Genomic DNA, 14,897 nt, shown 5'->3' with positions numbered 1-14,897 from the left:
CCTCGATACTGCCCCGGCTCAGCCCCTGAGCCGGGGCAGTACCTGTTCGCAGAGCAGGTGCAGGCTCCGCCAGCCCTCGTCCAGCGGCATCCCCCCGCACAGCGGGTGCAGGACCAGGTTCCCCGCCTCGCCCGCGGCCCGGCCGTACGCGACCGCCTCGTCCGGGGTGAGGATCCGGTACACGCCCTCCGCGCGCAGCTCCGCCACCGAGCGCGCGGCCGACCGTACGGCGCTGCGGATGTCCTTGGACTGCCAGGACGCGTACATGCCCGCCTCGTGCAGGAAGCGCTCGCCGTGCTCGGCCCAGACCCGGTCCGGGTCCTCCGCGATGTGCAGCAGCGGGGTCTCGGCCGCCGGCATCATGCAGAAGCCCTCCGTGCCGTACTCCGCCAGCCGCGCGGTGTAGTACGCCTCCAGCTCCGGCAGGTGCGCGCTGGGGAAGAAGGGCAGCCCCAGCCGGGCGGCACGGCGGGCCGCGGCCTCGGAGCTGCCGCCGACCAGCAGCAGGGGGTGCGGCCGGGTGAACGGCACCGGGGTGACCCGTACCGTGCGGCCGCGGAACTCGAAGGGTTCGCCGGTCCACGCCTTCAGCAGGGTCTCCAGCAGCTCGTCCTGGAGCCTGCCGCGCCGGCCCCACTCCACGCCGTGCTGCTCGTACTCCTCGGGCCGGTAGCCGATGCCCGCGACCGTCACCAGGCGGCCACCGCTCAGCAGGTCGAGGACGGCGATGTCCTCGGCGACCCTCAGGGGGTCGTACAGCGGGCCGATGATCGCCGAGACGGTGACGGCGATCCGGCGGGTCGCGCCGAACACCGCGCCCGCGAAGGCGAAGGGGGAGGGCAGCCAGTTGTTGCCGGTGCCGTGGTGTTCCTCGGTCTGGATGGTGTCGATCCCGCGGTCGTCCGCGTACCGGGCCATCTCCAGCGCCGCCTTGTAGCGGGCCGAGAGGGACTCGGGGGTGCCGTCGGGGTCGACGAGATTGAACCGGGCCACGGTGATGGGCATGGAGAAGTCCCCCTTCGCCGGATGTGGGTGGGCGGGCGAAGGGGGACGTTAGCTGACGTAGCGTCAGTTGGACAGGGATCCGGCGAGCTCGCGCTCCCCGGCCGCGGCCGGCTCCACCGGCGCCGTGCGCGGCAGTACGGCGTACAGCACGGCCGAGGTGAGGATGCCCGCGGCCCAGCCCAGGCCGTTCTCCCCGATCCAGGTGGAGGCGAGCGGTCCGGCGAACCAGTCCACCTTGGTGAACAGCAGGCCCACGACGAGGGCGAGGGCCCACGCGGTCATGGCCTGCCAGGCGAAGCCGCCCTTGTACCAGTAGGCGCTGGTCCGCGTGGTGTCCAGCAGCGCGGGGCCGTCGTAGGCCGTGCGGCGCAGCATGTCCACGCCGAAGACGCCGATCCAGGCGGAGAACGCCACGGCCAGCAGCGTCAGGAAGGAGATGAACGAGCCGAAGAAGCTGGTGGCGACCACCATCAGCAGGAAACCGAAGACCAGGCTGATGACCGCGTTGACGCTGACGGCCGCGGCCCGCGGGACCTTGATGCCCAGGGTCTGCGCGGTGAACCCGGCCGAGTACATGGACATCGAGTTGATCAGCAGCATGCCGACGAGCGCGATGAGCAGGTACGGGACCGCGATCCAGGTCGGGAGCAGCTCACCGATGAAGGACACCGGATCCTGGGCCGTGGCCAGGTCCGGGGTGCCGACGGCCATGACCGCGCCCATCAGGACCATCGGGAGCACGACCACGCCGGCGCCGCCGATCGTCGCGCCGACCATGGCCCTGGAGGAGGCGCTGCGCGGCAGGTAGCGGGTGAAGTCGGGGCCCGAGGGAACCCAGCTGATCCCGCCGGCCGCGATCGTGCCGATGCCCGCGATCATCATCGCGCTGGAGCCGGCGGGCTTGCCGAAGACGGCGGACCAGTCGGTGGTGAAGACCAGGTACCCGAGGACGAGCACGCTGAAGGCGCCGAAGAGGTACGTCGACCACGTGGAGCAGACGCGCAGCGCGTTGATGCCGAGACCCGAGACCACGAAGGTGCAGCCCACGAAGAACAGCAGGGTGACGACGATGAGCGGGGTGCTGCTGCGCACCCCGAACAGCAGGTCGAGCACGGTCAGTACGGCGTAGGCGCCGCTGACCGCGTTGATGGTCTCCCAGCCCCAGCGGGCCACCCAGATCAGGGCGCCCGGGAAGAGGTTGCCGCGCTGGCCGAACACCGCCCGGGAGAGGGCCATGCCCGGGGCGCCGCCGCGCTTGCCCGCGATGGATATCAGGCCGACGATCCCGTACGAGACGACCGGCGCCGCGACCGCGACGACGAGCACCTGCCAGATGTTGAGCTTGTTGAAGATCACCAGGCCCGCACCCATGGTCAGCAGGAGCACGCTGATGTTGGCGGCGACCCAGGTGGGCACGAGCTCGCGGACCCGGCCGCCGCGCTCGCTGTCCGGGACCGGTTCCAGACCGCGGGTCTCGATCGCGGTTTCGGCTGCGCCGTCGGCGGGCTCGGCAGGCATGCGATTGCTCCGTTGGGGAGGTTATGAGGGGAAGTCGTCCATCATCATGGATTTGCTGCTAAAACCACAAACGGCGGCTTACGTCCTGGTCCGCACGCCCGGGTCCCCGGCTCCGGGGTGGCCGTGTCCGATACTGATGGGGTTATGGACATCCTCATCCTTGCTGTAGTCATCGCCCTGGTCGCGGTCGGTGTGATCAGCGGGCTCGTGGTCAGCAGCCGCAAGAAGAAGCAGCTGCCGCCGCAGGCACCGCCGAGCACGCCGACCATCACTGCCCCGCCTGCCGAGCCGCAGGTGGGGGAGGACGCCGTAGAGACGGCGGAAGAGCCGCGCCGCACGATCGAGGAGGTCGGGCTCCCGGAGGCCGAGGCTCCCGTCGAGGCGCCGGCAGCCGAACCCGTGCCCGCGGCCCCGGCCGCGCCCGAGATCGAGGTTCCCGAGCCCACCGCCGGGCGGCTGGTCCGGCTGCGCGCCCGCCTGGCCCGGTCGCAGAACTCCCTCGGCAAGGGGCTGCTCACGCTGCTCTCCAGGGAGCACCTCGACGAGGACACCTGGGAGGAGATCGAGGAGACCCTCCTCGTCGCCGACGTCGGTGTCGTGCCGACCCAGGAGCTCGTCGACCGGCTCCGCGAGCGGGTCAAGGTGCTCGGCACCCGGACCCCGGCGGACCTGCGCGCCCTGCTCAAGGAGGAGCTGCTGACCCTGGTCGGCACCGACTTCGACCGCGCCGTGAAGACGGAGAGCGGCGAGGACACCCCCGGCGTGATCATGGTCGTCGGTGTCAACGGCACCGGTAAGACCACCACCACCGGCAAGCTGGCCCGGGTGCTCGTCGCCGACGGACGCTCCGTGGTGCTCGGCGCCGCCGACACCTTCCGCGCCGCCGCCGCCGACCAGCTCCAGACCTGGGGCGAGCGCGTCGGTGCCCGTACCGTACGCGGCCCCGAGGGCGGCGACCCGGCCTCGATCGCCTACGACGCGGTCAAGGAGGGCATCGCCGAGGGCGCCGACGTGGTGCTCATCGACACCGCCGGCCGCCTGCACACCAAGACCGGCCTGATGGACGAGCTCGGCAAGGTCAAGCGCGTCGTGGAGAAGCACGGTCCGCTCGACGAGATCCTGCTGGTCCTGGACGCCACCACCGGGCAGAACGGCCTGACCCAGGCCCGCGTCTTCGCCGAGGTCGTGGACATCACCGGCATCGTGCTGACCAAGCTCGACGGCACCGCCAAGGGCGGCATCGTCGTCGCCGTCCAGCGCGAGCTGGGCGTACCGGTCAAGCTCATCGGCCTCGGTGAGGGGCCGGACGACCTGGCGCCCTTCGAGCCGGAGGCGTTCGTGGACGCCCTGATCGGCGACTGACCACGGTCCCGCACGGACACCTGTGCCCCCGCGTTCCGCCGGAACGCGGGGGCACCGTCATGTGCGTGCCGGAACGGGCCGGGGGCGTCCCTAGCGGCGCAGGCGGTGGCAGATGTACGCGAGGGTCCCCAGCAGCAGCCTGGCCTGCGGCGGGCCGCCGGCGCAGTCCAGCGCGGGCGGCCGCAGCCAGCCGACCTGGCCGAGCCCGGCGCGGTCGGAGGGCGGGGCCGTCACGAAGGCCCCGTGACCCAGGGCCCGCAGGTCGAGGTCGGCGTCGTCCCAGCCCATCCGGTACAGCAGCTGCGGCAGTTCGGCCGCCGCCCCCGGGGCCACGAAGAACTGCGCCCGGCCGTCGGCGGTGACGATGACCGGGCCGAGCGGCAGGCCCATCCGCTCCAGCCGTACCAGCGCGCGCCGCCCGGCCTCCTCGGAGACCTCGATGACGTCGAAGGCGCGGCCCACGGGGAGCAGTACGGCGGCGCCCGGGTACCCGCCCCAGGCTTCGGTGACCTCGTCGAGCGTGGCCCCGGCCGGGACCGTGGGGGCGAAGGCCAGCGGATGCGCCCCGGGTTCGCGGCACTTCACGTCCCCGCAGGAGCAGTCGCGGGCGGGCGCCGCGGCGCGGGCGCCGGGGACCACGTCCCAGCCCCACAGGCCGGTGTACTCCGCCACCGCCGTGCACTCCGAGGTCCGGCCACCGCGGCGCCGGGTGCCGGAGCGGAACTCCTTGGTGCTGCGGCTGCCGCCGATCGTGAAGCCCATGCCCATGCCCCCTCCAACGGGTCGGACGTGCCGGTGGTTACGAAGCCGGTGCGACGACCTCGGCGGGGCCTCTGCCGGCGGCCCCGCCGCGGGGTGTCCTCCGGTGCCACCCGGCGCACTCCCCGCCGCGCGCGCCCCGAGCGCACTCCAGTCCAACCGACCCGCTTTCACCTCGGTGTCAAGTGAATCGCGCCTGGCGGGTGGCTTGTTCATTCGAAGGGGTGGCGAATGGTGGCGTTTCTGGAATCGACCTCGCCGCAGGGGTGATCGTAGGATTACTTTCGGTACACGAAACCGAAGGCGGGCCCATCCGTGGGTATGCCGGAGGCAATACGTGAAGGACCTGTGAAGGTCCGTGGTGGCGCGCTGCGCCCCGGCCAGGGTTTCGTGTGGAAGATGCTGAGCGGATGGGGGCGTTCCAGTGAGCGGCAATGGCGCAAGCGGAACGATGGACGATGCTGCTGCGCGCAATGACCAGCTGACCTCGTGGTTCGTCCGCAGCGGCTGGTCCAAGGGTGAACTCGCCCGGCAGGTCAACCGCCGGGCGCGCCAGATGGGCGCCCACCACATCAGCACGGACACCTCCCGGGTGCGCCGCTGGCTCGACGGTGAACAGCCCCGTGAACCCGTCCCGCGCATCCTGTCCGAGCTGTTCTCCGAGCGCTTCGGCTCCGTCGTCGCCATCGAGCAGCTCGGCCTGCGCACCGCCCACCAGACCCCCTCCGTCTCCGGGGTCGACCTGCCCTGGGCCGGCCCGCAGACCGTCGAGCTGCTCGGCGAGTTCTCCCGCAGCGACCTGATGCTGGCCCGCCGCGGCTTCCTCGGGACCTCGCTCGCCCTCTCCGCCGGCCCCGCCCTCATCGAGCCCATGCAGCGCTGGCTCGTCCCGGTACCGGTCGCCGACCCGGGACCGCGCGGGGCGGGGCCGACGGGAGCCCTCGGCGGTCACCGCCCGCCCCGGCTCTCCGAACCGGAACTCGACCTCCTCGACGCCACCACCGTCATGTTCCGCCAGTGGGACGCCCAGTGCGGCGGCGGGCTGCGCCGCAAGGCCGTCGTGGGCCAGCTCCACGAGGTCACCGACCTGCTCCAGGAGAACCACCCGGCGCCGGTCATGAAGCGGCTCTTCAAGGTCGCCGCCGAACTGGCCGAACTGGCCGGCTGGATGAGCTACGACATCGGCCTGCACCCCACCGCGCAGAAGTACTTCGTGCTCGCGCTGCACGCCGCCAAGGAAGGCGGGGACAAGCCGCTCGGCTCGTACATCCTCTCCAGCATGAGCCGCCAGATGATCCACCTGGGCCGCCCCGAGGACGCCCTGGAACTCATCCACCTCGCGCAGTACGGCAGCCGCGACTGCGCCGGCCCGCGCACCCAGGCCATGCTGTATGCGATGGAGGCCCGCGCGTACGCCAACATGGGCCAGCCCAGCCGCTGCAAGCGGGCCGTGCGGATGGCCGAGGACACCTTCTCCGACGTCGGCTTCGCGGGCGAGCCCGAACCCGACTGGATCCGCTTCTTCTCCGAGGCCGAGCTGAACGGCGAGAACTCCCACTCGTACCGGGACCTGGCCTACGTGGCCGGGCGCAGCCCCATGTACGCCTCCCTCGCAGAGCCCGTCATGGAACGGGCCGTCGAGCTCTTCGAGAAGGACGAGGAGCACCAGCGCTCCTACGCCCTCAACCTCATCGGCATGGCCACCGTGCACCTGCTCCAGCGCGAGCCCGAGCAGGCCGCGGCCCTCGTCGACCGAGCCCTCGACGTGGCGGGAAAGGTGCGGTCCGAACGGGTGAACACGCGCCTGCGCAAGACCGTAGACACCGCCGCCCGTGAGTACGGCGACGTCGCCGAGGTGGTCCGGCTCACCGACCACCTCGCCTCCCGGCTCCCCGAAGCCGCGGAGGCCGTCTGACGGCCCACGCGGCCGCCCCAAGGCCCCGGCCGCGGCAGTCACCCCGTGAAGCCCGATCAGGCTCCCCCAGCCAGGACATCCGGGTCACTGCCGCGGCCGGCTTTTGTGATCCACCTGTTCATTGACGCGTAACACGCCCGCCCTCTTCGTCACGGGCGCGAAACACCGAGCGGCGCCGCCGGAAACCGGCCTGCGCGAATCTCGGGGTCATTAACCGGCCAGCCTCCCCAGCCCGGCCGGACACCCCCTTTTACGCCGCTCAGGTTTTCACGATCGCCCGCACGCGAACGTACCGACGACGAGGAGACGCCGATGGCATCAGCCATCACGACCCTCGCGGCAGACGCCCCGACGCTGTCTGCCGCGAACACCGGGTTCATGCTCATCTGCTCCGCCCTGGTCATGCTGATGACCCCGGGGCTCGCCTTCTTCTACGGAGGCATGGTCCGCGTCAAGAGCAGCCTCAACATGCTGATGATGAGCTTCATCAGCCTCGGGATCGTCACGATCCTGTGGGTCCTCTACGGCTTCAGCCTCGCCTTCGGCACCGACTCCGGTTCCCTCATCGGCTGGAACTCCGACTACGTCGGCCTCAGCGGCATCGGGATCACCGAGCTGTGGGACGGCTACACCATCCCGGTCTACGTCTTCGCCGTCTTCCAGCTGATGTTCGCCGTCATCACCCCCGCCCTGATCAGCGGTGCGCTGGCCGACCGCGTGAAGTTCGGCGCCTGGGTCCTGTTCACCGGCCTGTGGGTCACCGTCGTCTACTTCCCCGTCGCCCACTGGGTCTGGGGCGCCGGCGGCTGGCTCTTCGAGCTCGGCGTCATCGACTTCGCGGGCGGCACCGCCGTCCACATCAACGCCGGCGCCGCCGCCCTCGGCGTGATCCTGGTCATCGGCAAGCGCGTCGGCTTCAAGAAGGACCCGATGCGCCCCCACAGCCTGCCCCTCGTGATGCTCGGCGCCGGCCTCCTGTGGTTCGGCTGGTTCGGCTTCAACGCGGGCTCCTGGCTCGGCAACGACGACGGCGTCGGCGCGGTCATGTTCGTCAACACCCAGGTCGCCACCGCCGCCGCCATGCTCGCCTGGCTCGGCTACGAGAAGCTGCGCCACGGCTCCTTCACCACCCTGGGCGCGGCCTCCGGTGCGGTCGCCGGCCTCGTCGCCATCACCCCCTCGGGCGGAGCGGTCAGCCCGCTCGGCGCGATCGCCATCGGTGTCATCGCCGGCCTGCTCTGCGCCATGGCCGTCGGCCTCAAGTACAAGTTCGGCTACGACGACTCCCTCGACGTGATCGGCGTCCACCTCGTCGGCGGTGTGGTCGGCTCCCTGCTCGTCGGCCTCTTCGCCACCGGCGGCGTCCAGTCCGACGTGGCCGGCCTCTTCTACGGCGGCGGTCTGGAACAGCTCGGCAAGCAGGCCATCGGAGTCTTCGCCGTCCTCGCCTACTCTCTGGTGGCATCGGCGCTCCTCGCCTTCCTCCTCGACAAGACGATCGGGATGCGGGTGTCCGAGGACGACGAGGTCACCGGTATCGACCAGGTCGAGCACGCCGAGACGGCCTACGACTTCAGCGGAGCCGGCGGCGGAGCCGCCTCGCGGAGCACCGCCGCACCCACCCCCGCCGCCGCGAGCAAGAAGGTTGACGCATGAAGCTGATCACCGCGATCGTCAAGCCGCACAAGCTGGACGAGATCAAGGAAGCCCTCCAGGCCTTCGGAGTGCAGGGACTCACGGTCACCGAGGCCAGCGGCTACGGCCGCCAGCGCGGCCACACCGAGGTCTACCGCGGTGCCGAGTACCAGGTCGACCTCGTCCCCAAGATCCGCATCGAGGTCCTGGTCGACGATTCCGACGCCGAGGAACTGATCCGGGTGATCGTGAGCGCGGCGGCCACCGGAAAGATCGGTGACGGCAAGGTGTGGAGCGTCCCCGTGGACTCGGTCGTACGGGTCCGCACCGGCGAGCGCGGCGCTGACGCGCTCTAGCTGACAGGAGCTCCCGGGTGACGAGCGTCGAAGAGAACACCGACCACACGGCCGACTCGGGAGCCGGCGGATACGCCGCGGCCCGGCTGCGACTCCTCCAGGAGGAGTCGCAGTCCGGGCCTTCGCGGCGTTCCGCCCTGGCCGGGCTGACCGACGAATGGCTGAACGCCCTGTTCACGACCGCCGTACGGGAGACGGGTGTCCGCGGCGCCACGCTGGTGGCCGTCGGCGGCTACGGGCGCGCCGAACTCTCCCCCCGCAGCGACCTCGACCTGGTGCTGCTGCACGACGGCAAGGCCGAGCCGCGGGCGCTCGGCGCACTGGCCGACCGCCTCTGGTACCCGGTGTGGGACCTCGGCCTCGCCCTCGACCACTCGGTACGGACCCCGGGCGAGGCCCGGCGCACCGCCGCCGAGGACCTCAAGGTGCACCTCGGCCTGCTGGACGCCCGTACCGTCGCCGGTGACGCGGGACTCCTCGCCGGCCTGCGGACCTCCGTACTGGCCGACTGGCGCAACCAGGCGGCCAGAAGGCTCCCGGAGCTGCACTCCCTGTGCCGCGAGCGGGCCGAACGGGCCGGGGAACTGCGCTTCCTGCTCGAACCCGACCTCAAGGAGGCCCGCGGGGGCCTGCGCGACGCCACCGCGCTGCGGGCGGTCGCCGCGTCCTGGCTGGCCGACGCCCCGCGCGAGGGCCTCGCCGAGGCCCGGAGGCGGCTCCTGGACACCCGGGACGCCCTGCACCTGGTCACCGGCCGGGCCACCGACCGGCTCTCCCTCCAGGAACAGGACCAGGTCGCGGCCCGGCTCGGGCTCCTCGACGCGGACGCGCTGCTGCGCGAGGTGTACGAGGCCGCGCGCGTCGTCGCCTACGCCGGCGACGTGACCTGGCGGGAGGTCGGGCGCGTCCTGCGGGCCCGCGCCGCCCGGCCCAGGCTGCGCGGACTGCTGGGCGCCCGCGGCGACCGGGCCGCCGCTGCGCGGGCACCCCTGGCCGAAGGCGTGGTGGAGTCCGACGGCGAGGCCGTACTGGCCTTGGCCGCGCGCCCCGACCGGGATCCCGTACTCGCCCTGCGGTTCGCCGCGGCCGCCGCGCAGGCGGGTCTGCCCGTCTCGCTGCACGCCGTACGCAGACTCGCGGCGCAGGGGAAACCGCTCCCGGTGCCCTGGCCGGCCGAGGCCCGCGAGCAACTCCTGACCCTGCTGGGGGCGGGGGAGCCGACGGTGGCCGTGTGGGAGGCCCTGGAGGCCGAGGGCCTGATCACCCGGCTGCTCCCGGACTGGGAGCGGGTGCGCTGCCGCCCCCAGCGCAACCCCGTCCACACCTGGACGGTCGACCGGCACCTGATCGAGACGGCGGTGCGGGCCTCCGCCCTCACCCGCCGGGTCGGCCGCCCCGACCTGCTGCTGATGGCCGCGCTCCTGCACGACATCGGCAAGGGCTGGCCGGGGGACCACTCGGTGGCCGGCGAGACCATCGCCCGCGACGTCGCCGCCCGCGTCGGCTTCGACCCGCACGACGTCGCCGTGCTCGGGGCGCTCGTACGGCACCACCTGCTGCTGATCGACACCGCCACCCGGCGCGACCTGGACGACCCGGCCACGGTCCGCGCGGTCGCCGAAGCCGTGGGCTCGGTGGGCACGCTGGAGATACTGCACGCCCTGACCGAGGCGGACGCCCTGGCCACCGGTCCGGCGGCGTGGAGCGCATGGCGGGGATCGCTCGTGGCGGACCTCGTCGCGCGGGTCGCCGCCGTACTGCGCGGCACGGCCCCGGCGGCCGGCGAACCGGAGATCCCGACCACCGAACAGGAACGCCTGGCGGTGGAGGCCCTGCGCACCGGGGAGCCCGTCCTGGCGCTCCAGGCCCGCCAGGAGGACGACGCGGTCGGCGTGGACCTCGTCGTCGCCGTCCCCGACCAGCCGGGGGTCCTCCCGGCGGTGGCCGGGGTCCTGGCCCTGCACCGGCTCACCGTACGGGCGGCCGACCTGCGCTCCATGGAGCTCCCGGACCGGCTGGGCGAGGTCCTGGTGCTGCGCTGGCGGGTGGCCGCGGAGTACGGCGCGCTGCCGCAGGCCGCCCGGCTCCGTACCGACCTGGTCCGCGCCCTCGACGGCTCGCTGGACGTCCCGGCCAGGCTGGCCGACCGGGAGGCGGCCTATCCGCGCCGGCGCGGGGTGGTCCCGCCGCCGCCCCGGGTCACGGTGGTCCCGGACGTGTCCTCACTGGCCACCGTCCTGGAGGTGCGCGCGCCGGATGCCGTCGGCCTGCTGCACCGGATCGGGCGGGCCCTGGAATCGGCGGGCGTCAGGGTGCGCAGCGCCCACGTCTCCACCCTGGGCGCGAACGCGGTGGACACCCTGTACGTCACCACCCCCGAGGGCAAGCCCCTGGACCCGGCGAACGCGACGGCCCTGGCCGGGCAGGTGGCATCGGCCCTCTCGTAGCGCGGGGGGCCGCTGCGCGGAGCGGTCCCCTACCCGCCCTTCCACCGTTCCCCGGGGCTCCGCCCCGGACCCCGTGCCTCAAACGCCGGGCAGGCTGGATTTGCGCAGCAAATTCCAGCCCCGCCGGCATTTGAGGCGCGGGGACCGGGGCGGAGTCCCGGGGGAAAGCCGACCGCAGGGCCGGATGGGCGGCCGGGCCGGATACCCTGGGGGACGACCACAACGCCCCCGACCCGAGGAATCGCGACCACCGTGTTCGATACGCTCTCCGACCGCTTGGCGAATACCTTCAAGGGCCTGCGCGGCAAAGGCCGGCTGTCCGAGGCTGACATCGACGCAGCGGCCCGGGAAATCCGTATCGCGCTCCTCGAGGCCGACGTCGCCCTCCCGGTCGTCCGCTCCTTCATCGCGAACGTCAAGGAACGCGCGCGCGGTGAAGAGGTCAGCAAGGCCCTGAACCCGGGCCAGCAGGTCCTGAAGATCGTCAACGACGAGCTCGTCACCATCCTCGGCGGCGAGACCCGGCGGCTGCGCTTCGCCAAGACCGCCCCCACCGTGATCATGCTGGCCGGTCTCCAGGGTGCGGGTAAGACCACCCTCGCCGGAAAGCTCGGCCTCTGGCTGAAGGGGCAGGGCCACGCCCCGCTGCTGGTCGCGTGCGACCTCCAGCGCCCCAACGCCGTCAACCAGCTGAGCGTCGTCGCCGAGCGCGCCGGTGTGGCCGTGTACGCGCCCCAGCCCGGCAACGGCGTCGGCGACCCGGTCCAGGTCGCGAAGGACTCCGTCGAGTACGCGCGGACCAAGCAGTACGACATCGTCATCGTCGACACCGCCGGCCGCCTCGGCATCGACGCCGAGCTGATGCAGCAGGCCGCGGACATCCGCGACGCCGTCAGCCCCGACGAGATCCTCTTCGTCGTCGACGCCATGATCGGCCAGGACGCGGTCAACACCGCCGAGGCCTTCCGCGACGGCGTCGGCTTCGACGGCGTCGTGCTCTCCAAGCTCGACGGTGACGCCCGAGGCGGTGCGGCGCTCTCCATCGCGCACGTCACCGGCAAGCAGATCATGTTCGCCTCGAACGGCGAGAAGCTCGACGAGTTCGACGCGTTCCACCCCGACCGCATGGCGGGCCGGATCCTCGACATGGGTGACATGCTCACCCTCATCGAGCAGGCCGAGAAGACCTTCTCGCAGGCCGAGGCCGAGAAGATGGCGGCCAAGCTCGCCAAGGGCCCCAAGGAGTTCACGCTCGACGACTTCCTGGCCCAGATGGAGCAGGTCCGCAAGATGGGCTCCATCTCCAAGCTGCTCGGCATGCTGCCCGGCATGGGGCAGATCAAGGACCAGATCAACAACATCGACGAGCGTGACGTCGACCGCACCGCCGCCATCATCAAGTCGATGACCCCGGCCGAGCGCCAGGACCCGACGATCATCAACGGCTCGCGCCGCGCCCGTATCGCCAAGGGCTCCGGCACCGAGGTCAGCGCGGTCAAGTCGCTGGTCGAGCGGTTCTTCGACGCCCGCAAGATGATGTCCCGCATGGCCCAGGGCGGCGGCATGCCGGGCATGCCCGGCATGCCCGGGATGGGCGGCGGTCCCGGCCGGCAGAAGAAGCAGGTCAAGCAGGCCAAGGGCAAGCGCAAGAGCGGCAACCCGATGAAGCGCAAGGAAGAGGAGGCCGCAGCCGCGGCCCGCCGCGAGCAGGGCCCGCAGGCGATCGAGCCCGCGGCCGCCGGCAACCCCTTCGGCCTTCCGGCGGGCGGTCAGGGCGGCGACGACTTCGACCTTCCGGACGAGTTCAAGAAGTTCATGAAGTAACACCCGCGCACGTGGGTGAGGAGGGCCCCGGCCGTGTTCGCACGGTCGGGGCCCTCCTGTTTCCCTGCTGGGGCGACGGCCTGATTTATCCCTTATGGTCGGCCGGGAGGATGGCAGAAGGAGGCGCCCCGTGCCCAGCCCCACCCCCGTACCTCCCCGCGACAGGGCCGACACCCCCTGGCGCTCGGAAGGCGCCCCGCCCAGTCCTCCGCCGAAGAAGAAGGGGCTGCCGGGCGGCTGGCGGGGGCTGATCCTCGCGGCCCTGATCGTCTATCTGGTGGCCAACCTGGTGCTGTCCTTCTTCAACGAGGGGGACGAGCCGACGATCTCGTACACCGAGTTCAGCAAGCAGGTGGCCGCCGGCAACGTCTCGAAGATCTATTCCAAGGGCGATGCCATCCAGGGCGAGCTGAAGGCCAAGCAGCCGCTGCCCGACGGCGGCAAGGGCGATTACACCAAGTTCGTCACCCAGCGCCCGGCCTTCGCCGACGACGCACTGTGGGCCGACCTCACCAAGCAGAACGTGACCGTGACGGCCTCCCCGGTCGTCGTCCAGCGCAGCTTCCTCGCCAACCTGCTGATCTCCCTCGCCCCCATGCTGCTGCTGGTCCTCCTGTGGGTGGTCATCGCCCGCCGGATGGGCTCGGGAATGGGAGGCATGGGCGCACTGGGCCGCAAGGCGCCGCCCAGGCCGGTCGAGCTGGAGACGGGCTCCCGCCGCACCACCTTCGAGGACGTGGCGGGGATCGACGAGGTCGAGGGGGAGCTCAACGACGTCGTCGACTTCCTCAAGAACCCGCAGGAGTACCGCAAGATGGGCGCCCGGATGCCCGGCGGAGTCCTGCTCTCCGGCCCGCCCGGCACCGGCAAGACCCTGCTGGCGCGGGCGGTCGCGGGCGAGGCCGGAGTGCCCTTCTTCTCCGCCTCCGCCTCCGAGTTCATCGAGATGATCGTCGGGGTCGGCGCCTCCCGGGTGCGCGAACTGTTCACCGAGGCGCGCAAGGTGGCCCCCGCCATCATCTTCATCGACGAGATCGACACCATCGGACGGGCCCGCGGCGGCGGCAGCGCCATGGGCGGCCACGACGAACGCGAACAGACCCTCAACCAGATCCTCACCGAGATGGACGGCTTCTCCGGCTCGGAGGGCGTGATCGTCCTCGCGGCCACCAACCGCGCGGACGTGCTGGACCCCGCCCTCACCCGCCCCGGCCGCTTCGACCGCATGGTGGTCGTCTCCCCGCCCGACCGGGCGGGCCGCGAGGCCATCCTGCGCATCCACACCCGGGACATCCCGCTCGCCGAGGGCGTCGACCTGGCACACGTGGCCCGGACCACCCCCGGCATGACCGGAGCGGACCTGGCGAACCTGGCGAACGAGGCCGCGCTGCTCGCCGTCAAACGCCAGCAGACGCAGGTGACCGGGGCGGACCTGTCGGACGCCCTGGAGAAGGTCCAGCTCGGCGCCGAGAGACCGCTGGTCATGCCGGAGGAGGAGCGCCGCCGCACCGCCTACCACGAGAGCGGCCACGCCCTGCTGGGCATGCTCCAGCCGGGCGCCGACCCGGTCCGCAAGATCACGATCGTGCCCCGCGGCCGCGCGCTGGGCGTCACCCTCTCGACCCCGGACGCGGACCGGTACGCCTACACCGAGCCGTACCTGCGCGGCCGCATCATCGGCGCGCTCGGCGGCATGGCGGCCGAGCACGTCGTCTACGACGTCGTCACCACCGGCGCCGAGAACGACCTGGAGCAGGTGACCAACATCGTCCGCGGCATGGTCGGCCGCTGGGGCATGAGCGAGCGGATCGGCCGCCTCACCGCGATCCCCTCCGACGGGCAGAGCCCCTACGGACTCTCCGCCGCCCCCGCCACCCTCGACGCGGTCGACCACGAGATGCGGCGCATCGTGGACGAGTGCTACCTGGAGGCCTGCCGCCTGCTGCGCGACCACCGCCCGCAGCTGGACGCCCTGGCCCGGGCCCTCCTCGCCAACGAGACCCTGGACGAGACGGCCGCCTACGCCGCCGCTGGCATCGCCCGGCTGACGAAGGGGCACGGCACCGACTGAGGAGC

10 protein-coding genes are annotated in these 14,897 nt (G+C 72.1%); 7 read left to right on the top strand and 3 right to left on the bottom strand.

What is annotated here, in order from left to right; translation table 11 throughout:
- Positions 1-18: 18 nt before the first annotated feature.
- Both KO717_RS10720 and KO717_RS10715 read right to left on the bottom strand, forming a co-directional pair.
- Positions 19-1,005: an LLM class flavin-dependent oxidoreductase gene (locus KO717_RS10720; protein WP_301366263.1), complete on the bottom strand. Its 987-nt coding sequence runs from the start codon at positions 1,003-1,005 to the stop codon at positions 19-21.
- A gap of 63 nt (positions 1,006-1,068) precedes the next feature.
- The gene (locus KO717_RS10715) at positions 1,069-2,523 is read right to left on the bottom strand and encodes a purine-cytosine permease family protein (protein ID WP_301366262.1); all 1,455 of its coding nucleotides are present in this window, start codon (positions 2,521-2,523) and stop codon (positions 1,069-1,071) included.
- Positions 2,524-2,667: 144 nt separating this feature from the next.
- On the opposite strand from KO717_RS10715, the gene ftsY reads away from it, so the two are divergent.
- Positions 2,668-3,885: a signal recognition particle-docking protein FtsY gene (gene ftsY, locus KO717_RS10710; protein WP_301366261.1), complete on the top strand. Its 1,218-nt coding sequence runs from the start codon at positions 2,668-2,670 to the stop codon at positions 3,883-3,885.
- Positions 3,886-3,975: 90 nt separating this feature from the next.
- On the opposite strand, the gene KO717_RS10705 is transcribed toward ftsY, so the two are convergent.
- Positions 3,976-4,647: a bifunctional DNA primase/polymerase gene (locus KO717_RS10705; RefSeq protein ID WP_301366260.1), complete on the bottom strand. Its 672-nt coding sequence runs from the start codon at positions 4,645-4,647 to the stop codon at positions 3,976-3,978.
- A gap of 448 nt (positions 4,648-5,095) precedes the next feature.
- Between KO717_RS10705 and nsdA the strand changes: the two genes are divergently transcribed.
- The 6 genes from nsdA to ftsH all read left to right on the top strand — a co-directional run bounded on the left by nsdA (position 5,096) and on the right by ftsH (position 14,892).
- Positions 5,096-6,559 (top strand): transcriptional repressor NsdA, encoded by a 1,464-nt coding sequence (gene nsdA, locus KO717_RS10700; RefSeq protein ID WP_301366259.1) that lies wholly within the window; start codon positions 5,096-5,098, stop codon positions 6,557-6,559.
- Between the two features lie 312 nt (positions 6,560-6,871).
- Positions 6,872-8,215: an ammonium transporter gene (locus KO717_RS10695; protein WP_301366258.1), complete on the top strand. Its 1,344-nt coding sequence runs from the start codon at positions 6,872-6,874 to the stop codon at positions 8,213-8,215.
- Positions 8,212-8,550 carry a P-II family nitrogen regulator gene (locus KO717_RS10690; RefSeq protein WP_030009357.1) on the top strand — a complete coding sequence of 113 codons (339 nt, stop codon included), beginning with the start codon at positions 8,212-8,214 and terminating at the stop codon, positions 8,548-8,550. The genes KO717_RS10695 and KO717_RS10690 overlap by 4 nt, the downstream gene beginning before the upstream one ends.
- A gap of 17 nt (positions 8,551-8,567) precedes the next feature.
- Positions 8,568-10,997 carry a [protein-PII] uridylyltransferase gene (locus tag KO717_RS10685; RefSeq protein ID WP_301366257.1) on the top strand — a complete coding sequence of 810 codons (2,430 nt, stop codon included), beginning with the start codon at positions 8,568-8,570 and terminating at the stop codon, positions 10,995-10,997.
- Positions 10,998-11,249: 252 nt separating this feature from the next.
- Positions 11,250-12,821, top strand: a complete 1,572-nt coding sequence (gene ffh / locus KO717_RS10680; protein ID WP_301366256.1) for a signal recognition particle protein — start codon at positions 11,250-11,252, stop codon at positions 12,819-12,821.
- Between the two features lie 94 nt (positions 12,822-12,915).
- Complete coding sequence (gene ftsH, locus KO717_RS10675; protein ID WP_437184490.1) at positions 12,916-14,892, top strand: ATP-dependent zinc metalloprotease FtsH; 1,977 nt, start codon at positions 12,916-12,918, stop codon at positions 14,890-14,892.
- Positions 14,893-14,897: the final 5 nt, after the last annotated feature.

Origin of the sequence: Streptomyces xanthophaeus (genome assembly GCF_030440515.1) — a bacterium.
In the GTDB taxonomy this organism is placed as follows: domain Bacteria; phylum Actinomycetota; class Actinomycetes; order Streptomycetales; family Streptomycetaceae; genus Streptomyces; species Streptomyces kutzneri.
Note: the sequence above shows the minus strand (reverse complement) of the source record. Positions and strands in the feature narration are given on the sequence as shown.